24 protein-coding genes are annotated in these 21,577 nt (G+C 61.3%); 5 read left to right on the top strand and 19 right to left on the bottom strand.

The annotated features are described in order from the left end of the window. Position 1 precedes the first annotated feature (1 nt). The 4 genes from purF to folC are packed head-to-tail and all read right to left on the bottom strand — an operon-like array spanning position 2 to position 4,114. The gene (gene purF, locus B9Z52_RS10580) at positions 2-1,522 is read right to left on the bottom strand and encodes an amidophosphoribosyltransferase (protein ID WP_108413801.1); all 1,521 of its coding nucleotides are present in this window, start codon (positions 1,520-1,522) and stop codon (positions 2-4) included. Positions 1,523-1,560: 38 nt separating this feature from the next. Next, positions 1,561-2,055, bottom strand: a complete 495-nt coding sequence (locus B9Z52_RS10575; RefSeq protein ID WP_108413800.1) for a CvpA family protein — start codon at positions 2,053-2,055, stop codon at positions 1,561-1,563. 1 nt (position 2,056) lies between these two features. After that, the gene (locus B9Z52_RS10570; RefSeq protein ID WP_108413799.1) at positions 2,057-2,815 is read right to left on the bottom strand and encodes an SPOR domain-containing protein; all 759 of its coding nucleotides are present in this window, start codon (positions 2,813-2,815) and stop codon (positions 2,057-2,059) included. A gap of 9 nt (positions 2,816-2,824) precedes the next feature. Then, the gene (gene folC, locus B9Z52_RS10565) at positions 2,825-4,114 is read right to left on the bottom strand and encodes a bifunctional tetrahydrofolate synthase/dihydrofolate synthase (protein WP_108413798.1); all 1,290 of its coding nucleotides are present in this window, start codon (positions 4,112-4,114) and stop codon (positions 2,825-2,827) included. A gap of 50 nt (positions 4,115-4,164) precedes the next feature. On the opposite strand from folC, the gene B9Z52_RS10560 reads away from it, so the two are divergent. The 4 genes from B9Z52_RS10560 (at position 4,165) to argG (ending at position 7,037) form a co-directional block, all read left to right on the top strand. Beyond that, complete coding sequence (locus B9Z52_RS10560; protein ID WP_108413797.1) at positions 4,165-4,509, top strand: arsenate reductase; 345 nt, start codon at positions 4,165-4,167, stop codon at positions 4,507-4,509. A gap of 108 nt (positions 4,510-4,617) precedes the next feature. Next, entirely contained in the window at positions 4,618-5,250 is a 633-nt protein-coding gene (locus B9Z52_RS10555; protein ID WP_108413796.1) for a glycine zipper 2TM domain-containing protein, read from the top strand. A 121-nt stretch (positions 5,251-5,371) separates the two neighbouring features. Continuing rightward, positions 5,372-5,689, top strand: a complete 318-nt coding sequence (locus B9Z52_RS10550) for a pyrimidine/purine nucleoside phosphorylase (protein ID WP_108413795.1) — start codon at positions 5,372-5,374, stop codon at positions 5,687-5,689. 7 nt (positions 5,690-5,696) lie between these two features. Further along, complete coding sequence (gene argG, locus B9Z52_RS10545; protein ID WP_108413794.1) at positions 5,697-7,037, top strand: argininosuccinate synthase; 1,341 nt, start codon at positions 5,697-5,699, stop codon at positions 7,035-7,037. An 83-nt stretch (positions 7,038-7,120) separates the two neighbouring features. Here the strand turns inward: argG and B9Z52_RS10540 are convergent, their stop codons facing one another. The 3 genes from B9Z52_RS10540 to B9Z52_RS10530 form a co-directional block, all read right to left on the bottom strand. Then, on the bottom strand, positions 7,121-7,747 hold the full coding sequence (locus tag B9Z52_RS10540) for a BON domain-containing protein (RefSeq protein ID WP_108413793.1): 627 nt from the start codon (positions 7,745-7,747) through the stop codon (positions 7,121-7,123). Then, positions 7,748-8,332, bottom strand: coding sequence for an SIS domain-containing protein (locus B9Z52_RS10535; RefSeq protein ID WP_108413792.1), 585 nt, complete (start codon positions 8,330-8,332; stop codon positions 7,748-7,750). 76 nt (positions 8,333-8,408) lie between these two features. After that, positions 8,409-8,798, bottom strand: a complete 390-nt coding sequence (locus B9Z52_RS10530) for a YraN family protein (RefSeq protein ID WP_108413791.1) — start codon at positions 8,796-8,798, stop codon at positions 8,409-8,411. Positions 8,799-8,812: 14 nt separating this feature from the next. On the opposite strand from B9Z52_RS10530, the gene rsmI reads away from it, so the two are divergent. Then, positions 8,813-9,712 (top strand): 16S rRNA (cytidine(1402)-2'-O)-methyltransferase, encoded by a 900-nt coding sequence (gene rsmI / locus B9Z52_RS10525; RefSeq protein ID WP_108413790.1) that lies wholly within the window; start codon positions 8,813-8,815, stop codon positions 9,710-9,712. Positions 9,713-9,717: 5 nt separating this feature from the next. Here rsmI and B9Z52_RS10520 read toward each other — a convergent pair whose 3' ends face one another. The 12 genes from B9Z52_RS10520 to hpaE all read right to left on the bottom strand — a co-directional run bounded on the left by B9Z52_RS10520 (position 9,718) and on the right by hpaE (position 21,559). Then, a complete protein-coding gene (locus B9Z52_RS10520) occupies positions 9,718-10,623 on the bottom strand; it encodes an EamA family transporter (protein WP_108413789.1) in 906 nt (301 codons plus the stop codon). Between the two features lie 4 nt (positions 10,624-10,627). Then, complete coding sequence (locus B9Z52_RS10515) at positions 10,628-11,629, bottom strand: 2-dehydropantoate 2-reductase (protein WP_108413864.1); 1,002 nt, start codon at positions 11,627-11,629, stop codon at positions 10,628-10,630. Then, entirely contained in the window at positions 11,626-12,420 is a 795-nt protein-coding gene (locus B9Z52_RS10510; RefSeq protein WP_108413788.1) for a class II aldolase/adducin family protein, read from the bottom strand. Before B9Z52_RS10510 ends, B9Z52_RS10515 begins: the two co-directional genes overlap by 4 nt. A 28-nt stretch (positions 12,421-12,448) precedes the next feature. Then, positions 12,449-13,438, bottom strand: a complete 990-nt coding sequence (locus B9Z52_RS10505; RefSeq protein WP_108413787.1) for a Bug family tripartite tricarboxylate transporter substrate binding protein — start codon at positions 13,436-13,438, stop codon at positions 12,449-12,451. A gap of 39 nt (positions 13,439-13,477) precedes the next feature. Then, positions 13,478-15,208 carry a dihydroxy-acid dehydratase gene (ilvD, locus tag B9Z52_RS10500; RefSeq protein WP_108413786.1) on the bottom strand — a complete coding sequence of 577 codons (1,731 nt, stop codon included), beginning with the start codon at positions 15,206-15,208 and terminating at the stop codon, positions 13,478-13,480. 11 nt (positions 15,209-15,219) lie between these two features. Next, positions 15,220-16,032 carry an aldolase/citrate lyase family protein gene (locus B9Z52_RS10495; RefSeq protein WP_108413785.1) on the bottom strand — a complete coding sequence of 271 codons (813 nt, stop codon included), beginning with the start codon at positions 16,030-16,032 and terminating at the stop codon, positions 15,220-15,222. A gap of 144 nt (positions 16,033-16,176) precedes the next feature. Continuing rightward, positions 16,177-16,992 carry a 2-oxo-hept-4-ene-1,7-dioate hydratase gene (gene hpaH, locus B9Z52_RS10490; protein WP_108413784.1) on the bottom strand — a complete coding sequence of 272 codons (816 nt, stop codon included), beginning with the start codon at positions 16,990-16,992 and terminating at the stop codon, positions 16,177-16,179. Between the two features lie 99 nt (positions 16,993-17,091). Then, the gene (locus tag B9Z52_RS10485; RefSeq protein WP_108413863.1) at positions 17,092-17,523 is read right to left on the bottom strand and encodes a 5-carboxymethyl-2-hydroxymuconate Delta-isomerase; all 432 of its coding nucleotides are present in this window, start codon (positions 17,521-17,523) and stop codon (positions 17,092-17,094) included. Positions 17,524-17,623: 100 nt separating this feature from the next. Next, positions 17,624-18,550: a 3,4-dihydroxyphenylacetate 2,3-dioxygenase gene (hpaD, locus tag B9Z52_RS10480; RefSeq protein ID WP_108413783.1), complete on the bottom strand. Its 927-nt coding sequence runs from the start codon at positions 18,548-18,550 to the stop codon at positions 17,624-17,626. 49 nt (positions 18,551-18,599) lie between these two features. Continuing rightward, on the bottom strand, positions 18,600-19,565 hold the full coding sequence (locus B9Z52_RS10475; protein ID WP_108413782.1) for a tripartite tricarboxylate transporter substrate binding protein: 966 nt from the start codon (positions 19,563-19,565) through the stop codon (positions 18,600-18,602). Positions 19,566-19,616: 51 nt separating this feature from the next. Continuing rightward, positions 19,617-20,048 (bottom strand): MAPEG family protein, encoded by a 432-nt coding sequence (locus tag B9Z52_RS10470; protein WP_158270538.1) that lies wholly within the window; start codon positions 20,046-20,048, stop codon positions 19,617-19,619. A gap of 29 nt (positions 20,049-20,077) precedes the next feature. After that, positions 20,078-21,559: a 5-carboxymethyl-2-hydroxymuconate semialdehyde dehydrogenase gene (gene hpaE / locus B9Z52_RS10465; protein WP_108413862.1), complete on the bottom strand. Its 1,482-nt coding sequence runs from the start codon at positions 21,557-21,559 to the stop codon at positions 20,078-20,080. Positions 21,560-21,577: the final 18 nt, after the last annotated feature.

Raw genomic sequence — 21,577 nt, 5'->3', positions numbered from 1 at the left:
CTCACTCGCTGGCGTTGGGCAAAGCCAAACGCGAATTGTCTTCGGCACCCTCTTCTGTCTGAGGACGGGATTCGTTCAGGCGGCTGATGTCGTCGGAAGAAATGTCCCCCGTGACATAGACACCGTCAAAACACGAGGCGTCAAAGGCCGACAAAGCGCCAGCACCAGCACCCGACACACGGGCCTGGGCCACGGCGCTCTTCATGGCGTCCACGTCCTGGTAAATCAAGGCATCGCAGCCAATGATCTGGCGGATTTCTTCGATGCTGCGGCCATGCGCGACCAACTCTTCAGCCGTGGGCATGTCAATGCCGTACACGTTGGGATAACGCACCGGGGGCGCCGCACTGGCCATGTAGACCTTGTTGGCACCGGCGTCTCGCGCCATCTGCACGATCTCGCGGCTGGTGGTGCCGCGCACGATGGAGTCGTCCACCAGCAGCACATTGCGGCCCTTGAACTCGCTCACGATGGTGTTGAGCTTTTGGCGCACGGATTTCTTGCGCACCGACTGGCCGGGCATGATGAAGGTGCGGCCCACGTAGCGGTTTTTCACAAAACCCTCGCGGTACGGGATGCCCAGCAACTGGGCCAGCTGCATGGCGCTGGGGCGGCTGGACTCGGGGATAGGAATCACCACATCGATGTCGCTTGGGGGCACTGTCGAGATCACGCGCTTGGCCAGGGTTTCGCCTAAATTCAAACGGGCCTGGTAGACCGAGATGCCGTCCATGGTCGAATCAGGACGAGCCAGGTACACGTATTCAAAAATGCAAGGGCTTAGCTGCGCTTTGTCGGCGCACATCTGGCTGTGCAACTGACCTTGCAGGTCCACAAATATGGCTTCACCCGGTGCCAAATCGCGCTCGAACTGGTGCATCGTGCCGTCCAAAGCGACCGACTCACTGGCCAGCATGACCGTGCCGTCCGCGCTGCGGCCCATGCACAAAGGGCGAATACCGTGGGGATCACGGAAAGCCAGCAAGCCATGCCCGGCGATCAGGGCGATCACGGCATAAGAGCCTTTGACGCGGCGGTTCACGCCACGCACGGCTTCAAACACATCATTGGGCGTCAGCGGCAAACCACGGGTGGTTTTTTCAAGCTCGTGCGCCAGCACGTTGAGCAAAACCTCGGAGTCGCTCTCGGTGTTGATGTGGCGGTGGTCGTTGGAGAACAACTCGGCCTTCAAGGCGTGGGCGTTGGTCAGGTTGCCGTTGTGCACCAACACCAGGCCAAACGGCGCGTTCACATAAAAAGGCTGCGCTTCTTCTTCGCTGAAGGCATTGCCTGCTGTCGGGTAACGCACCTGACCCAAGCCGCAATTGCCAGGCAGCGCACGCATGTTGCGGGTACGAAAGACATCACGCACCATGCCTTTGGCCTTGTGCATGAAAAACTTGCGATCGAGTTGCGTGACGATGCCTGCCGCATCCTGGCCACGGTGCTGCAAGAGCAGCAAGGCGTCATAAATCAGCTGATTGACCGGTGCGCTGCTTGCAACGCCAACAATTCCACACATAAGTATTTCCGTTAAAAATTAAAATGGCCCGATCAGCGTCAAGGCAAAAATCTCACAATGGACTCAGGCATCAAAGGCTTCAGCCCCAGAACTGTCATGTCCAGAAAGACTGGCCCCTTGGCGTTTTTCCACCAGTCGCTCCTAGACAGGCCTGTCAACTGAAAAACCACGGTCATCGCCAACAACAGCACCAGACCACGAGCCAAGCCAAAAGCGCCACCCAATGCACGGTCCACAGGACGCAAACCCACCGACTCGACCAATTTCTTGACCAGCCATGACAGCAAGGCCGAAGCAAACAATACGGCCACAAATACCACCACGTAAGCCGCCGCATATTGAACCGATGCTGCAGCACCTTGCACAAATGGAATCCAGACAATCACATCGGTCGCCAACCACTGGGCAAGAAAGAATGCAAACACCCAACCAGACAATGACAGCACTTCATAAACCAAACCGCGCCACAAACCGACGAGCATGGATGCGCATAACACCCCCAGCAACAACCAGTCAATGATGGAGAGCGTCATCTCAAATCTTCAACACGGCAGGTGACAAATTCAGCTTGCGGATGCGTGCAAGCACTTTTTCGACCTCATCGCGGCTATCGTATGGCCCCAAGCGAACCCGCGTGGTGGGCTTGCCATCCTTACCGTCCACAATCTGTGTGTAGGTTTTCAAACCAGCATCTTCCAGTTTGCGACGGACATCGCGCACTTTGTTGACATCCGTGAATGCCCCGACTTGAATGATCAAGCGCTCAGAAGAGGCCGCCTTGCCTTCCAGCAAAGCTTTGGCTTTACCACCATCGTCTTTGCTGTGAATCTCCAACACCTTTTCCTTGGCTTTCTCGGTCTGTTTTTCTTTTGGCTTTTCTATGGGTGCTTCCGGCTTGAAATTGGCTTCATTGACAACAGCATTAGGGTGGGCACTGGCCGGTGCCGTCACAACTTCCTCGCTGGGATCCAAAGCCGCCCGCGTTGATAATTCTTGCGGCGTTGTTTTCAAAGGATTGGCCGGTGCCTGCGCTGCAGGTACGGCAGCAGGAGATGTCAAAGGCATCACCGCCTGACGATCCGGAATCACGATAGGTGTATCCACCGCCACAGGGCGAGGTTGAGTATCAAAAACCAGTGGAAAACCTACAACAGCGATCAATACCAAAACCACAGCCCCAATCAAACGATGCCGTGCTCTGCGACGCACAACTTCGAGATTTTGATTGGCCGCCGACGCCACAGCTTCATCAGCAGCGTGATCACCGGTAAAACGGAACTTGAAAAAAGCCATGGCGGGTGCTCAGGAACTGAGGTGTTTGGCTTGCAGGCGCGGGGTGCCGTTTTGCAGCACACCGCCCACGGTGTAGAACGAGCCAAAGACAACAATTCTATCAGTCGGGTCTGCCGCATTGATGGCCGCCTGCAAAGCACTCATGGGGTCGGGATGAACACTCGACGCCACATCATGGCGGATATTTTGCGCAGTCCACGCCTGCTGCAAATCGACCGCTTTGGCCCCCCTGGGAGTGGGCAAATCGGTGAAATACCAGCGGTCAATCAAGGGGTTGACCCGCTGCAGCATGGGCAGCAAGTCCTTGTCGGACATGGCCCCCAGCACCGCATGGGTGGTGGGGTAAAAGCCCATGGCATCGAGGTTCTCGGCCAAAGCCGCCACCGAATGCGGATTGTGCGCCACATCCAGCACCAAAACAGGCTCGCCCGGAACGATCTGGAAACGGCCGGGCAGCTCAACCAAGGCCAGACCATTGCGCACCGCTTGCGCCGTCACCGGAATGCGTGGGCGCAAAGCGTCGAGTGCCGCCAGCACGCCCGAGGCGTTGACCAGCTGGTTGGCCCCGCGCAAAGCCGGGTAAGCCATGCCGGCATAGCGGCGCCCCCGGCCCGCCCAAGCCCACTGCAGCTTGTCGCCTGAAAAATTGAAGTCCTGGCCGAAACGCCACAGGTCTGCGCCGATGGCTACGGCATGGTCGATCACAGTTTGCGGTGGCACGGGGTCACTCACGATGACAGGACGGCCGGCGCGCATGATGCCAGCCTTTTCTAAACCGATACTCTCGCGGTCCTTGCCCAAAATGGCGGTGTGGTCGATGTCGATGCTGGTGATCACAGCACAGTCGGCGTCGATGATGTTGACGGCATCCAGACGGCCGCCCAAACCCACTTCCAAAATGGCCACATCCAGATTCGACTGGGCCATCAGGTGCAGGATGGCCAGGGTGCTGAACTCGAAATAGGTCAGGCTCACATCGCCACGAACCGCCTCGACGGCGGCAAAAGCCTGCGCAAACTGCTCGGCACTGGCCGACTCACCATGCACACGGCAACGCTCTTCAAAATGCACCAAATGCGGCGAGGTATAAACGCCCGTGCGGTAACCGGCCTGCAGCAAGATGGCTTCCAGCATGGCGCAGGTCGACCCTTTACCGTTGGTGCCAGCCACGGTGATGACCGGGCAGTCGAACTTCAATGCCATGCGGTCGGCGACGGTTTTCACACGGTCCAGCCCCATGTCAATGGCCACGGGGTGTAGTTGCTCGCACCAGTCGAGCCATTCCTGTAGAGTCTTCATAGGCGGCGATTGTCGCCCACTACCGACACTTTCACCGACCTACATCCCTCATGAACCTCATTGTTTACGGCATTCCGAATTGCGACAGCGTCAAAAAAGCCCGCGCCTGGCTGAGCGGCCAAGGCATGAACCCCTCATTCCACGATTTCAAGAAGCAAGGCGTGCCTGCCGATGCATTGGACGCCTGGATGGCCGCTTGCGGCTGGGAAACCGTGCTCAACCGCAAAGGCACCACTTGGCGCAAGCTCGACGCCGCCGTGCAAGCGAACGTGACCGATGCCGCCAGCGCCAAAGCCGTCATGCTGGAGCACGCCAGCACCATCAAGCGGCCGGTGATCGCCTGGCCCTCGGGGAAAATCACCGTCGGGTTCACGCCTGAGCAATGGCCTGCTTGATGCCTCAAGCGCCGGGATGGGGCTTGAGGCAACTTTACTTGCCAGCAATGCACAAGCGCCTTGTCCCCCGCTAAACTCGTCATCCACGATTTGACAGAGAGATGCACCATGAAAACATTGGTAACCACACTTTTGTTGGCCACGGCCAGCCTGGTCCAAGCCCAGGAAGTCGGGCAAGTGATTTCACGCGCTGCCGTTTACCAACAAGTCGCCGTGCCTCGCCAAACCTGTAGCCAAACCCCAGTGATGGTGCAAAACCCCACATCGGGTGCGGGAGCCTTGATGGGCGCTATCGCGGGCGGTGCCCTGGGCAGTCAGATTGGCGGCGGTTCAGGTCAAGCCCTGGCCACCATGGTCGGGGTGGTGGGCGGCTCCATCATGGGCGATCGGGTCGAAAACCCCGGCAGCCAAGTACAAAACCAAACCAGCTGCACCACCCAGAACTTCATGGAAAACCGTCTGGTCGGCTACAACGTGGTTTATGAATACGCTGGAAAACAATTCACCGTGCAATTGCCTCAAGACCCCGGTCCGACCATCCAATTGCAAGTCAGCCCGATGGGCATGACCCAAGCGACCGTACCCTCGTCCACTGTGGTCATGCCCGCCCAGACCGTGATGACCCAGCCTGCTGTGGTCTATCTACCAGCGCCCGTCTACCGCAGTTACCCGCCCATTTACACCAACCTCAATTTCGGGTGGGGCTGGGGCGGTGGCTACCGTCACGGCCACTGGCGTTAATGGGCTCAGATGAGTCCGATCTCATCTGACCTAAAATCTCGGGTTGATCGTTTGACCCGCCAAGCAGGGGCCGCATCAGGCCCCTGTTTCATTTTCAGACTCGTTCTACCCGATACACACCATGACCACCCAAACCATCGACGGCGTCTCCGTCAACACCCAAGCCAATGTTTACTTTGACGGCAAATGCGTCAGCCACGGCCTGACCCTGCCAGACGGCACCAAACTGTCGGTGGGCGTGATCTTGCCCGCGACCCTGACCTTCAACACCGGCGCACCTGAGATCATGGAATGCGTGGGCGGCTCCTGCGAATATAAGCTCGACGGCAGCAACGAATGGCTCAAGTCCAGCGCAGGCGAAGAGTTCAGCATCCCCGGCAACTCCAAGTTCGAGATCCGTGTGACGGAGCCCTACCACTACATCTGCCACTTCGGTTGATCCCCTCATGAGCACCATCCTGCAAAACCTGCCCAAAGGGCAAAAAGTTGGTATCGCCTTTTCGGGCGGCCTGGACACGTCTGCTGCCCTGCTGTGGATGAAGCAAAAGGGCGCCCTGCCCTACGCCTACACCGCCAACCTGGGCCAGCCTGACGAGTCCGACTACAACGAGATTCCCCGCAAGGCGATGGAATACGGCGCTGAAAAAGCCCGCCTGGTCGACTGCCGCACCCAGCTGGCCCACGAAGGCATTGCCGCCATCCAGTGCGGTGCTTTCCACATCAGCACCGGTGGCATCACCTACTTCAACACCACCCCGCTGGGTCGCGCGGTGACCGGCACCATGCTGGTGGCCGCCATGAAGGAAGACGACGTCAACATCTGGGGCGACGGCAGCACCTTCAAGGGCAACGACATCGAGCGCTTTTACCGCTACGGCCTGCTGACCAACCCGAGCCTCAAGATCTACAAGCCTTGGCTGGACCAGCTGTTCATCGACGAACTGGGTGGCCGCGCCGAAATGAGCGCCTTCATGACCGCCAACGGCTTTGGCTACAAGATGAGCGCCGAAAAGGCCTACTCCACCGACAGCAACATGCTGGGTGCGACCCACGAAGCCAAAGACCTGGAAAGCCTGCAAAGCGGCATGAAGATCGTCAACCCCATCATGGGCGTGGCGTTCTGGAAACCCGAAGTCGAGGTCAAGGCCGAAGAAGTGAGCGTGCGCTTTGAAGAAGGCATGCCCGTGGCCCTGAACGGCGTGGAATACGCCGACCCGGTCGAACTGTTCCTCAAGGCCAACGAAATCGGCGGACGCCACGGCCTGGGCATGAGCGACCAGATCGAAAACCGCATCATCGAAGCCAAGAGCCGCGGCATCTACGAAGCCCCCGGCATGGCGCTGCTGCACATCGCTTACGAGCGTTTGGTCACCGGCATCCACAACGAAGACACCATCGAGCAGTACCGCATCAACGGCCTGCGCTTGGGCCGCCTGTTGTACCAAGGCCGCTGGTTCGACCCACAGTCCATCATGCTGCGCGAAACCGCCCAGCGCTGGGTGGCCCGCGCCGTGACCGGCACCGTGACGCTGGAGCTGCGCCGTGGCAACGACTACAGCATCCTGAACACCGAGTCGGCCAACCTGACTTACGCCCCAGAGCGTTTGTCGATGGAAAAAGTGGAAGACGCCCCGTTCAGCCCGCTGGACCGCATCGGCCAGCTGACCATGCGCAACCTGGACATCGTGGACACCCGCGCCAAGCTGGGCATTTACGCGCACGCCGGTTTGTTGTCGGTGGGTGAAGGCCCGCACATCTACAAGTTGGATGGCAGCGGCAAGAGGTGATGACGGACTGCTGTCAGCAGCAGCGCTGCTGACAGCAGTCAACTTCTATTCAACTCGAGATTCGGATTTTCATGACCTACCGGTCATTGAGACTGCGTTGCTCGACTCAAGCGCTGAAGTTCAGCTTCTGATATTTCCTCAAACACACGGACCACTTTGGTCACGCCACCAATTGTGCGGGCAACATCCGTGGCACGCTTGGCCTCACGAGGAGTCACGCGCCCCATCAAATAGACAATGCCTCGCTCAGTGACCACCTTGAGGGTGTTGACCTGCAAGTCTTTGGCATCCAGAAATGCAGCCTTCACCTGCCCTGTGATGATGGTGTCTTTGGAGCGCTGAGCCAGGCTGCTGGGCAAAGTCACCGCCAGATCGTTGATGACTTCGCCCACATTCTCCTGGCTTTGAGCCAACTTCTCTGCACGCTGCTTGAGGGCTTGCGTTCGAACTTCACCCGACATCAACACGCGCTTGTTGTAACTGGTCACGTTCAAATGCACGCTGTCACCCAACTCTTGGCGAACGGCGCTGGCCACCTTGATCTCGATGCCTTCGTCCTCGACTTGCGAGCCGGTGGTGCGGCGGTCCGTGGCCACCACACCTGTCATGACCGCGCCGCCCACCAACAAGGGGGCGCATGCGGGCAAGCCCGACAGGGCCACTACAGCCAAAGTGCTGGTCAAGACCAGCGATTGCAAATTGCGTTTCATTTAAACAGGCTCCTGTTCACCCAACAACTGGGTGTCTATTGCATCGCACAAACAGTGCAGCACCAGGTGCTGCACTTCGCGAATTCGCGCCACCCGATCGTGGGGCACGCACACGTGCACATCGGTCTCACGCAATTGGCGGCCCAAACCGCCGCCGTTTTGGCCCGTCAAAGCCAGCACGGTCATCTCGCGCTCATGGGCCGCTTGCACGGCCTCGACCAAGGCACCCTCTTCACCATCGGCGCTGATCAGCACCAGCACATCGCCGGTCTGCCCCAAAGCACGCACTTGAAGCGCCAAGGCCCTGCCATCTGGCCAGGCTGAAGCCATCAACCCATCCGAGGCCAGGGCCATGGCTGCCAGGCCTGGGCGACTGCGCTCAAACCCCCCCACCAACAACAAGGCCAAGTACTGGGCCATGGCCGACGAAGCGCCCATGCCGGCAGTGAGCACTTTGCCGCCGCCGGTCACGCAAGCGAGCACCGCCTGGACGGCCGCATCCACCGGCTTGGCCAAAGCCTCGGCCACTTGGTAGTGCAGGTCGGCACTGTCGATGAAATGCTGTTGAATGCGCTGGTCTAACATGGCTGGGGATGATAACCGCCCCTCCACACTTCACCGGGGCATTTCCCCTGATTTTTGGTGACTTGCCGTACGTCATTCAAGCGGCGTCGAAGGCTGCTGGCAACCACTGAGGTCCTTGTGCCTCAATCGTGACCACATCAAAGCGGGTCGGCGGCAATCGCCGCCAGCGCAGCAGGTAATGGTTTGCCGCAAACACGATGCGCCTTTGCTTTTGAAAACTCACGCTGGCCGCCGCACCGCCGAAATCATTGCGGCTGCGTTTGCGCACCTCGACAAACACCACCGTGCCGTCGGGCGTCTGCATGATCAGGTCAATTTCACCGCCCCCTCGGCCAGGGGTCCGATAATTGCGCTGAAGCAGACGCAAACCGCGTTCTTGCAAATAGGCCAGTGCCTCGTCTTCGCCCGCATCTCCGCGGGCCTTGGTGGTGGTGCTGCGCACCGTGTCTTTTTTGAGGAATTGCATTGACTCCGTCTCCCTTGTCTGCGTCTTTCGCCCCAGCCCTTGCCGCCGCGAATGACGCCGCCGGACAGCAAAACCACCCGGCCAGCACACTGTATGTCGTGGCCACCCCGATTGGCAACCTGGCCGACATCAGCCTGCGCGCCTTGCATGTGCTACAAAAGGTCGACGTCATCGCCTGCGAAGACACCCGCCACACCCAGCAGATGCTGCGCGCCTACGGGATTGACCGCCCGGGCGCCCAACTGCTGGCCGTGCACCAGCACAACGAAGCCGAAGCAGCGCAAGCCGTGATCGCCCGCCTGGCCCAGGGCGAGCGCGTGGCTTATGTGAGCGATGCAGGCACCCCCGCCATCAGCGACCCCGGAGCGCGCCTGGCCGCCGCGGTACGCCAGGCCGGTTACCGCGTGTTGCCCCTGCCCGGCGCCAGCAGCGTGATCACGGTGCTCAGCGCCTCGGGCATGACGGGCGAGCAGGGCTTTGTCTTCACCGGCTTTTTGTCCAGCAAAGCAGGCGAGCGCCAGCAAGCTGTGCAGGCACTGGCGCAAGAAACCCGCGCTGTGGTGCTGCTCGAAGCGCCCCACCGCATAGAGGCCCTGGCCCAAGCCCTGGCGGTGTTGGGCCAGCGGCGCGTGACCATCGGGCGCGAGTTGACCAAGCAGTTTGAACAAATCGAAACCGTGGCCGCACAAAACTTCGCTGCTTGGTTGGCGGAGAAACCCGAACGCCTGCGCGGCGAATTTGCCTTGGTGCTGCACGATGCGCCCGTGGCCGAAACGGCGGGCGAAGGCTTGCGGGTGCTGCAATTGCTGCTGCCCGAGCTGCCCTTGAAAACCGCCGTGAAGTTGGCGGCCGAGATCACGGGCGAATCGAAAAACGCGCTGTACGAGCAGGCTTTGGCACTGAAAAAGTCCTGAAGCGCTCAGCGCTTGCGCAAGCCCAGCCCCATGACGGTGGACACCACCACCAAAGCGCCCACCAGCTGCATTGGCGCGATCGATTGGCCCAGCAATGCCCAAGCCAGTACCAAGGCGAAGACCGGCTCCACGTTCATGATGGCCGAGTTGCCCACCACGCCCAGCTTGGGCAGGACCATGAACATGATGGTGAAGGCCGTGCCGTACAAAAAGCTCAGTAGGCCCAAACCCCACCAACCCGGCGGTGCTGTAGGCAGGTGAAAGCCGCCCTGCGTCATGGCGGCGGTGATCGAAAAAATCGCGACCAGCCCCATGGTCGAAAACGTGCGCAAGCGCCCGTCCAGGCCCCCTGCTTCGTGCTCCATGAGCACCATGGCCAAACCAAAGGTGCCTGAAGCGGCCAGGGCAAATGCAATGCCCACCCCAATCTGGCTCCAGTGCGCCGCCGCGCCCAAGCCCGACGCGGCGCCGAACACATCCAGCGCCAGCGCCAGCCCGATCAGCATCAAGGGCATGGCCATGAGCACAGCGCGTTCGGCCCTGTGGCCATACAAAATCCGGGCCCAAAAAGCCGTGGTCAGTGGGTAGGTGTTGAAAGCCAGCAAAGCCAGCGCCACCGGCAAACGGGCCACCGAGGAATACAGGCACACGCTTTGCACTGCGATCAGCGCGCCAATGGTCAGCAGGAATTTCTTTTGCCGCAGCGTGGTCGTCAAAGACACTTTTTGCTGCCAAAGTACAAAGCCCACCACCAAAGCCGTGACGCTGCTGCGCGCGCTGACGGCGGTGACCACGTCCACGCCGTTATTGAACGCAAAACGGGCCGCCACATGGTTGGCCCCCATCATGAAGGCGATCAAGAGCAGTGTGGCAAAGGCGGTGCCCGTCAGGGCTTTGCGTGCGGTCGTCATGGCTTCATTGTGCGGGGTACAGGCCCAGCCCCTTGGCATGCAGGCGACTCAAACCCAGCAGCGCATCGGTGAAAGGTGTGGCCACCTGCGTCAGCTGACCCAGCTCGCGCACCGCGCTGACCAGGGCATCGAGCTCCACCGGCTTTCCCGCCTGAACATCTTGCAGCATCGAGGTCTTGAATGCGCCCAGCTTGCGGGTCATGGCGTGGCGGTCCTCAGGGGCTTGCGCGATCGGGATGCCGATGCGCTCGCCAATCACTTTGGCCTCCAGCATGACGTTCGAGATGAAGCCCCGCACCAGATCGTCGTCGAGGATGCGGTCGGTGGTCGCTCCGGTGATGGCGCTGACCGGGTTGACGGTCATATTGCCCCAGAGCTTGTACCAAATGTCTTTTTGAATCTGTGGCGACAGCGTGGCATTGAAGCCAGCCTTTTGCAGCAGCGCATGCAAAGCCTGCACACGCGCTGTGGGCTGGCCCGAAGGTTCGCCCACGATGAGCCCGTCGCCAAAGTGGTGGCGGATCACGCCCGGCGCATCAACCGAACAACTGGCGTGCACCACACAACCGATGATGTGCGCGGCGGGCAAGGCTTGGGCAATGGCACCGCGGGGGTCCACCGAGCTGAGGGAGTGGCCTTCGACCGGACCGCCAAAGCCTTGCAAAAACCACCAGGGCACACCGTTCATGGCCGTCAGCACGACGGTGTGCGGGCCGATCAGCGGCCCCACTTGCGCCGCCACCGAAGCCAAAGCAGGCGCTTTGACCGAGATCACCACCAGATCCTGCACGCCCAGTGCCACCGCATCTTGGCTGGCCACCACCGGCACGGTGTGCAGTTCACCGCCCTGGTGCATCTGCAAACCGTTTTTTTGCAAGGCTTGCAAGGTGTCGCCACGCGCCAGCACGCTCACTTGGGCACCGGCACGCGCCAGGTGCACACCCATCCAACCGCCGATGGCGCCTGCGCCCACGATGGCGACTTTGCGAAAGTTGACAGCGTTCATGCGCGCCACCCGGTATCGATGCGGTCCACCTGACGCACCAAGGCGTCAAACACGTCTTGCCCCGCACCGTGGTGGGGGTTGAACTGCAGCGCATCGCGTGTGCAATTGGCGGCCACCGCTTCAGGCACCGGGATGGGCTGGCCCATGCTCTGCGTGGCCAGCTGGATTTCGCAGGCGCGTTGCAGTGTCCAGAGGATCGCAAAGGTCTGGGGCAACGTATGCCCCCAAGTTAAAAGGCCGTGGTTGCGCAGGATCACAGCGGGCTTGTTGCCGATGCTTTGCAAGACACGCGGCCCCTCTTCGGCATGGATGGTGATGCCCTCGAAATCGTGGTACGCCACCATGTCGTGCAGCTGCGCCGAATAAAAGTTGCTTTGCGAGAGGCCGTCTTTGAGGCACGCCACCGCCACACCCGCCGTGGTGTGGGTGTGCATCACGCAATGCGCGCCCTCAATGCCCGCATGCAGCGTGGCATGGACCACGAACCCTGCCGGGTTGACCTTGTGGGACGAGCCGTCCAGCACATCGCCTTGCATGTTGATCTTGACCAAGTTGCTGGCGGTGACTTCGCTGTAGTGCAGGCCAAAGGGGTTGATCAAAAACTGCTTGTCGCCACCGGTCACGCTGTCGGGCAGGCGCAGCGTGATGTGGTTGTAGATCATCTCGGTCCAGCCGAGCATGGCAAACACGCGGTAACAGCTGGCCAGCTGGAGCCGCGCCTGCCATTCATCAGGGTGCATGTGGACCGGTGCAGGCACATCGGTGGGCACAGATTTGAAAATGGTATTCATGGCGCGAACTCCAGACAGGATCAAAAACTCAAGCCTCGGCGGTGAAGCCGATGGTCTTGACGATGGGTGCCCACTTGGCGGTGTCCTTGCGGATCAGCTCGGACAACTCGGCAGGCGTGCTGGACAAGGCTTCCAGACCGAAGGTGGCCAAGCCGTCCACCACATCCTTGGACGCGAGAGCAGCTTTGACGGCAGCGTTCAGGCGTGCCACCACGTCAGGCGTTGCCTTGGCGGGCAGGAAGAAAGCGAACCATTCGCTGTGCACCATGTCCTTGAGGCCTTGCTCGGCATAGGTGGGCACATCGGGCGCAAAACGGTTGCGCTTGGCACCGGACGTGGCCAGGATGCGGACCTTGCCCGTGGGCAGGTGCTGGGTGATGTCGCCGATCGGGCCGCTGACGGCGGCAATCTGGCCGCCCAGCAGGTCCAACATGGCCGGTTGGGTGCCGCGGTAAGCCACGTGCTTGATCTCGACACCCGCATGGCGGCCCAGCAAGGCGCCCACAAAGTGCGGCGTGGACCCTGCGGCGGGCGACCCAAAGTTGGCCTGCGCCGGGTTGGCCTTGGCCCAGGCCATGAAGTCGTTGATGTTCTTGACGCTCTCAGGCACGGCAGGGCCCACGGCAAAGCCGAAATCGAACACACAAGCGATCGACACGGGGCTCAGGTCGGTGGCCGGGTCGTAGCTGAGCTTTTTGTAGATGTGCGGGTAGATCGTCAGCATCGAGGTCGGTGTCTGCAGCATGGTAGCGCCGTCAGCCGGCTGGCTCTTGACGTATTGGATGGCGATCTGGCCGCCCGCGCCGGTCTTGTTTTCGACCACAGCGGCCTTGGCGTAGGTGCCGGTCATGCGCGTGGCCACGCGGCGGCAGGTGGTGTCCGAGGTGCCGCCCGCGGCAAAGCCGGTGACGATCTTGAAGCTCTCAATCTGGGCCTGGGCCATGACCTGTTGGCCCAAGCTGGCCAGCAAAGCACCAGCGCTGGTGGATTGAACGAATTGACGACGGGAAATGCTCATGGAAGTCTCCTGTTGGAAGTTAAAACACACGCACAAAAATCAAGATTCATCGCGCAGCCAATGGACTGCGCCGGAATGGGTGACCGCCCCTTGGTGGCTGGGGCGGACGGTCAAAGCATACTTTTCGAGCAAGCCGCCAAGCGGCGGCGCAGCCACTGCAGGCAGCTGGGCCAGGCGTTGCGCCAGTTCGGCGTCGCTCAGCTGCACGGCAATGCTGCGCGTCTCGGGCCGTGCGTCGATGGTGATGATGTCGCCATCGCGCAGCGCGGCAATTGGGCCCCGGTCTGCCGCTTCAGGGCCTGCATAACCGATGCACAAGCCCCGCGTAGCACCCGAAAACCGTCCGTCGGTGAGCAAAGCCACCTTGTCGCCCATGCCTTGCCCATAGAGCAAAGCGGTGATGCCCAGCATCTCACGCATGCCTGGGCTGCCTTTGGGGCCTTCGTTGCGGATCACCAGCACATCGCCTGGCTGGTAGCGCATGGCCTGCACCGCAGCCTGGGCCTGTTCTTCGGATTCAAACACGCGCGCAGGCCCCTGGTGCACCAGTGTTTTGAGGCCAGCCGTCTTGAGCAACGCACCATCCGGGCACAGATTGCCTTTGAGCACGGCCAGGCCCCCGTCCAGCGACAAGGCCTGCTCGACCGAATGCACCACCTGGCCATCGGGCGCGTTGGCCGTGGCCAGCTCTTGCGCCAGGGTGCGGCCGGTATAGGTGAGCACATCGCCATGCAAATGGCCTGTGCGCAGCAACTCACGCAGCACCACGCCTGCACCACCGATGTAGAACATGTCGCGCGCCAGGTATTGGCCACCGGGCCGCAAGTCGGCAATCAGCGGGGTGCGGGCAAACACCTCGGCCACATCGTCCAAATGAAAGCGGATGCCCGCCTCGTGGGCGATCGCCGGGATGTGCAGCGCCGCATTGGTCGAGCCGCCCGTGGCGGAGACCACGGCGCAAGCGTTTTCAAGTGCCTGGCGCGTGACGATGTCGCGCGGCAAGGGCGCGTCGCCCATCACTGCCGCCATCAGGGTTTTGGCGGCGCGGCGCAGCATCGGTGCGCGCTCGCTGAAGACGGCAGGCACCATGCTCGACCCGATGGGGGCCAGGCCCAGCGCCTCGGACACCATGCCCATGGTGTTGGCGGTGAATTGGCCAGCGCAAGCGCCTGCGGTGGGCAGGCAGGCGCGGCTCATGGCGTCCAGCTCGTCCTGGGTCGCGTCACCGGCCAGCACCTTGCCTATGGTTTCGTAGGTGTCGACCACGTTCAGGTCACGGCCATGCACCCCGGGCATCTGGCCGGGCAAGGCCGAGCCGCCATGCACGAACACGCTGGGCACATTGCAGCGCACCATGCCCATCATCAAGCCCGGCAAGTTCTTGTCGCAGGCCCCGATGCCAAAGATGCCGTCCCACTGGTGGCCGCGCACCGAGGCCTCCACGCTGTCGGCGATCAACTCGCGCGAGATCAGCGAAAAACGCATGCCCGAATGCGCCATGGTCAGACCATCGGACACCGAGATCACCGGGCACTCGTGGGGCGTGCCGCCAGCGGCATAAATGCCGGTTTTGGCGTGCTGAGCCTGATCACGCAGGTTGAGGTTGCAGGGGCTCATCTCGCCGCCCGTGTGGAACACGCCCACATGCGGGCGAGCGATGTCTTCCTCATCCTGCCCCAGCGCATGCAAAAAGCTGCGCGTGGTGGCGCGGATCGTGCCTTCGTAGATCGTGGCCGATCGGAATTTGCGGGGCGCTTTGTCAGTGCTCATGCCGGCCCGCTTCAGTAGGTTTGACCGGGGGTGACCGCAGGCGACACCACCTGTTTGAAGCGCGCAGCCAAGTCACTGGTCTGGCGCATCAGGATTTGCGTGTCCAAACCCACAGCGACAAAGATGGCGCCCAGCGACAGGTAGTGTTGCGCCAGTTTTTCATCGGGCGTGAGGATACCGGGGGCCTTGCCCGCCTTCAGGATACGGGCGATGGCATCGGCAATGGTGGCTTGCACATCGGGGTGTGCGGCATTGCCCACATGGCCCATGCTGGCCGAGAGGTCGGCCGGGCCGATGAACACACCGTCCACACCGGGGGTGTTGGCAATCGCGTCCAGGTTCTTCAGCGCTTCGAGCGACTCGACCTGCACGATGAGGCAAACCTCTTCGTTGGCGCGCTGGAAGTAGTCGGTGTAATGGCCCCAGCGCGACGCACGGGCGCCCGCCATGCCGCGCACACCGCCCTGACCATCGTTCTGCGGGTAGCGCATGGCTTGCACCAGTTGCGCGGCTTGTTCGGGCGTGTCGACCATGGGCACCAGGATGTTTTGCGCGCCCAGGTCCAGGTACTGTTTGATGAGCGCCGTGTCACCCACGGGCACGCGGCACACCGCATGGCTGCCCGGGTAGGCGGCAAGCGTCTTGAGCTGGGCGATGATGCTGCTCAGGTTGTTGGGTGAGTGTTCGCCGTCGATGACCAGCCAGTCGAAGCCGGCCAGCGCACAAATTTCGGCGCTGTAGTCACTGGCCAGGCCCATCCACAGGCCGATCTGGGGGCTTTTGTTTTTGAGGGCTTGTTTGAAGGTGTTCACGGGTGTCAGCATGGTGTGTTTTCCTGTTTGAATGCGCCAAGGCCTGTCGTGGCCGGGCTGGCGGTTTGGGCGATGTGGCAAAGCGAAGCGCCTCTGAGCCCGGGCCGCCAGCCCGGTTGCGACAGGCACCCGTTAGAGCGTGCAGAAGGCAAAACCTCAAACAAAACGGAACTCCAACTTGCCCAGCGGCCCGTAGTCGGCGTCAAACACATCGCCCACTTTGGCAAGCGCTGGTTTGGTGAATGAACCGGCGAGAACAATTTCCCCTGCTTGCAAGTGCTCGCCCCAAGGCGCGAGCTTGTTGGCCAGCCAGGCGATGCCCACGGCCGGGTGCCCTTGCACGCCTGCTGCCAGGCCGGTTTCTTCGACCACGCCGTTTTGGCGCAAGACCGCACCGCACCAGGGCAAGTCGGTGGTCAGCGGGTCGACCCGATTGGCTCCGAGCACGATGCCCGCATTGGCGGCGTTGTCGCTGATGGTGTCGTACACCTTGCGCATGACCTTGGTGTGGCGGTCGAACTGTTCGATGCGCGAATCGATGATCTCAATCGCCGGTGTCACGTAGTCGGTGGCATCCAGCACCTGCTGCACGGTCACGTTCGGGCCGCGCAGTTCCTTCTTGAGGATGAAGGCCAGTTCCACCTCGACACGCGGGGCAATGAAATCGGTGAAGGGAATGTCCAGCACCTGACCGGGCGTGCAGGTGTAGCGCATGTCATCCAGCAGCGTGCCGTAGTCCGGCTCGTCGATCTGGCTCGAGACCTGCATGGCTCGGCTCGTCAGCCCGATCTTGTGGCCGATCATGGTGCGCCCCTCGGCGAACTTGATCCGCATCCAGGCGCGGTTGATGCGGTAGCCGTCTTCGATCGTCATGCCCGGGAAGCGCTTGGAAAAGTGCTCGATCTGCACGCGGGATTTTTCGGACTGGTTGAGCTCGTGTGCGAGCTGCTGGATCAATGCGTCGTCAAACATGGTGTTCCTGTAGAAGCGGCGCCCTCGCCGCGATGGTTTCAGGGGTGTTGAGGGGTCATCGCCGCGAGGGCGCGGCGCCCGCATCTCGTCAGGGGCCCATCAGGTTTTGTTGAACAGCGGATGCAGGTTGCTGTGCTTGGCGTCAAACACCTCAGGCCCAACATCGATCTGCAACGTGATGCCGATGTGGCGCTGCGCCATCACGGGGGCAAAAAAGGCTTTGGCCACCTCGACCAATGTCTGCCCAGCGCTTTGCTGGGTGGCCTCGCTGCGGCCTCGGCCCATGCGCACGTTCAGGTACACAAAGGCGTAGTCGCCCGTGCCACCTGCTGCCTGGCCCGCCGCGCCGCCATCGGCCACGGCGTAGTGCGGCGCCGGGTAAGCCAGCACACGCGTGCCACCCGTGGGGAAAACCTGTTTGCCTGCTTCGTCTTGCACGGTGAGCATGGCGTCGGCCATCTGGCGGCACAGCGTGGTCATGTGGACTTCGGCATCGAGCTGGCCGGTGTAGAGGATCACAAGATGGGGCATGGCGAGGTCTTTGTAGGTCGGACCTTCAGGTCCGACGTTCGTGGTTTGGCAAAGGTCCATGTCGGGGCTGAAGCCGCCGACCTACGGGTAGAACTCATCTTCATAACCGGGTGCTCACAGCGGTATAGCCTTGCACGCTACTGGCCTGCGCCACCGGGATGTGCTCGCCTTTTTGCGGCGTCACTTCAAAAATCGCATTCAGCTGACCCGTGCCGCTGGCCCCAAAGTAAGGGGTCACGATCTCGGCCGCGCCGTCGTAGCCGGTCCAGCCCAAAGCGCCCATCAGCATGGCGGTGTCGTGCATGAAGCCTTCGCCGTGGCCTTTGCTGGCGTACTCGGGCAGCATCTCGCAAAACGCTTTCCACTCGCGGTTGCCCCACATCTGCAGCACCTGCTTGTCGAGCTGCTCTAAAAAAGGGCTCCAGATCTTGTGGGCGAATTCAGGTGCCAAGCCGTTTTGGGCAAAGCGGTGACTGAGCGAGCCACTGGCCAGAAAGGCCACCTTGCCGTCGTAATGCTTTTCCACCGCCTCGCGCATGGCCCAACCTAAACGTGCGCTGTCGTTCAGGTAATGCACCATGCACAGGGCCGACACCGAGATCACCTTGAAGTGCTGGTCTTCGTTCATGTAGCGCAGCGGCACCAGCGTGCCGTACTCGGGGTCGAGCGTGGTGTTGTCGTGCGCCAGCGTTTCCACGCCGTGCGCGTTGGCCACTTTGGCCAGCAGGTGCCCCAGCTCGGGGTTGCCCGGTGACTCAAAAGCCATGTGGTTGATGAAGTGCGGCAACTCATTGCTGGTGTAGCTGCCCTTGAAGTGCGGCGCGCAGTTGATGTGGTAATTCGCGTTGACCAACCAGTGCGTGTCGAACACCACCAGCGTGTCCACCCCCAGGGCGCGGCAGCGGCGGCTGATTTCTTTGTGGCCATCGATGGCGCTTTGGCGCGTGCCAAAACGCGGGCCAGGGATCTCACTCAGGTACATGCTGGGCACGTGGGTGATTTTGGCGGCGAGTGCGAGCTTACCCATGGCGAGCACTCCTTGCGTTGTCGAGTTGTCCCATTTGTGTTTTCCTTGTTCAGCTCTCGGCGGTGATGCCCGCTTTGCGGATCACCTGCGCGTATTTATCGGTCTCGCTGCGGATGAAGGCCGCAAAGCGCTCGGGGCTGGCAGCCAACGAGACGATGCCGCCTTCCTGAAAGGCTTGCACCACAGTGGGCGTTTGCAGGGCTTTGTTGATCTCGGCGTTCAGCCTCTGCACCACCGCATCGGGCGTGCCGCTGCGCGTGAGGATGCCGTTCCAAGAGTTGGATTCAATCGGCAAGCCTTGTTCGGTGAGTGTGGCGATTTGCGGTGCCAGTGGCGAGCGCTTGGCCGTGGCCATGCCCAGGGCGACGAGCTTGCCGCTTTGCACATGCTGACGGAACTCGGGCCAGTTACCGAACATCACCGTGACCTGACCACCGATCAAATCGTTGAGTGCCGGGGCCTGGCCTTTGTAGGGCGCATGGATCATCTCAATGCCGGCTTGCGCTTCGAGCATGGCCCCCGCGATGTGGGCTGAAGTGCCCGCGCCAAACGAGGCATAGCTGAGCTTGCCGGGTTGCTTTTTGGCCGCCGCGATCAGGTCGGCCACGGTCTTGAGGCCGCTGCCAGGGTGCGTGGCCAACACATGCTCGGACATGCCCATGAGACCGACCGGGCGCAGGTCGCGCAGGCCGTCGTAAGGCAGGTTTTTCACCAGCGTTTGATTCACACAAAAGCTGTTGGCCACGGTCACCAAGGTATGGCCATCGGGCGGCGACTTGGCGGCCAGGTCCACGCCCAGCACGGTGCCCGCGCCGGGTTTGTTGTCCACCACCACGCTCTGGCCCAAGGCCTTGGTCAACTCGGCAGCGACCAGGCGTGTGACCACATCGGTGGTGCCACCCGGTGGGAAAGGCACGATCAGGCGGATCGGTTTGGTGGGCCAAGACTGAGTCTGGGCCTGCGCAGCCCAAGGCAAGGCGGCCACAGCGGCCAAAATTAATTCACGGCGCTGCATGGCAAGTCCTCAGTTGTGGCCTCAGTTGTGGCATGTGGGGCGTGCTGAGCGTCAAATCAATTGCAGCAAGGTCAAGCCCCACACCGCCCAAAGCCCCAGCAGCACCAACATGCTGGCCGCAAAGAGTTTGAAGCGCGTGAACACCACATTGCTGCCACAGTGCACCACACTGTGACCCACCCTCAGCAGCACATAGAGGCAGGCCAAAACCAAAGCGCTCATGCTGACCGTTTGCGTGGCGTACAAGCCGATGCAGGCCACGTAAAACATGACAGGTGTTTCGAACAAGTTGGAGAAATTGTCCGCACATCGGGTGTCTTTGAGGGCTGCCGAAAACTCACTGCGGGTGGACACTTTTTGTGGGTGCACGCGCAGCGCCTTGAATTGACGAACTCGCTCGCGAAACGTCAAGTAAGCCACCACCAGCACCAAGGCCATCATGGCAAAGACAGGGCCCCAAATGGCCAATGGGTTCACGGTCATGGTCATCTCCAATTTGAAAGTCGTTGTACTCAAACACCCCAATGCGGGATGTGGTGACCGCCCAGGCTCACCGCCACGTTCTTGGGTTCGCAGAACACTTCGTAGCTCCAGGTGCCGCCTTCGCGGCCTGTGCCGCTGGCCTTGGTGCCGCCAAAGGGTTGGCGCAGATCGCGCACGTTTTGGCTGTTGACAAAGCACATGCCGGCCTCGACAGCGGCCGCTACGCGGTGCGCTTTGCCCAGGTTCTCGGTCCAGACGTAGCTGGAGAGGCCATATTCAATGTCGTTGGCTTTTTCAATGGCGTCGGCCTCGTCCTTGAAAGGGATCAGGCAGGCCACAGGGCCGAAGATTTCTTCTTGCGCGATGCGCATGCGGTTGTCGACATCGGCAAACACGGTAGGCCAGACGAAGTTGCCGTTCTTCACATGCGCGGGCAGGTCGGCGGCGTAGCCGGGTTGGTCCAGGCCACCGCACAGCATGGTTGCGCCCTCTTTGGGGCCGAGTTCGATGTAACTGCGCACCTTGGCCAGGTGGGCTTTCGAGATCATCGGGCCGACGATGGTTTTCTCGTCGAGCGGATCGCCCACGGTGATGCGTTTGGCGCGTTCTGCAAACTTGGCGGCAAAGTCGGCGTAGATGCTTTGCTGCACCAGGATGCGGCTGCCTGCGGTGCAGCGCTCGCCGTTGTTGCTGAAGATCATGAAGATGGCCGCATCCAGAGCGCGGTCCCGGTCAGCGTCTTCAAAAATCACAAAGGGGCTCTTGCCGCCGAGTTCCATGCTGAACTTTTTGAGGCCACCCTTTTGTGCGGACATTTGCACAATGCGGTTGCCCGTGACGGTGGAGCCGGTGAAGCTGATGGCCCGCACATCGCGGTGCGACACCAGCGGCTCGCCCGCCTCTTTGCCGTAGCCGTGCACCAGGTTGAGCACGCCAGCGGGCACACCCGCCTCCAGCGCCAGCTCGCCCAAACGGGCAGCGCTCAGGGGCGAGAGTTCACTCATCTTGAGTACGGCGGTGTTACCAAAGGCCAGGCACGGCGCGACTTTCCAGGTGGCGGTCATGAAAGGCACGTTCCAGGGACTGATGAGCGCGCACACGCCCACTGGATGGAACAGCGTGTAGTTCAGGTGTGTGGGCGTGGGGTAGGTGTGGCCGTCCACGCGGGTGCACATCTCGGCAAAGTAGTGGAAGTTGTCGGCCGCACGCGGCACCAGCTGCTTGCCGGTTTGGCTGATGGTTTGGCCACAGTCTTTTGTCTCGGTCTCTGAGATTTCTGGCACATGTTTCGTGATCAGCTCGCCCAGCTTGCGCATGATCTTGGCGCGCTCGGTGGCAGGCGTGGCCGCCCATTTGGGGAAGGCGGCTTTGGCGGCGGCCACAGCCACATTGACTTCGGCTTCGCCGCCCGAGGCGACTTCGGCCAGTACCTCTTGCGTGGCGGGGTTGATGGTCTCGAAGTAGTCGCTGCCTGCGACGCTCTTGCCGTTGATCAGGTGGTCGATTTTCATGTCGGGTATTCCTCGGTT

The sequence above is a fragment of the Limnohabitans sp. Jir72 genome (assembly GCF_003063575.1).
Lineage (GTDB): Bacteria > Pseudomonadota > Gammaproteobacteria > Burkholderiales > Burkholderiaceae_C > Limnohabitans_A.
The sequence above is the reverse complement of the archived record's forward strand: the minus strand, read 5'-3'. Positions and strand labels throughout refer to the sequence as shown.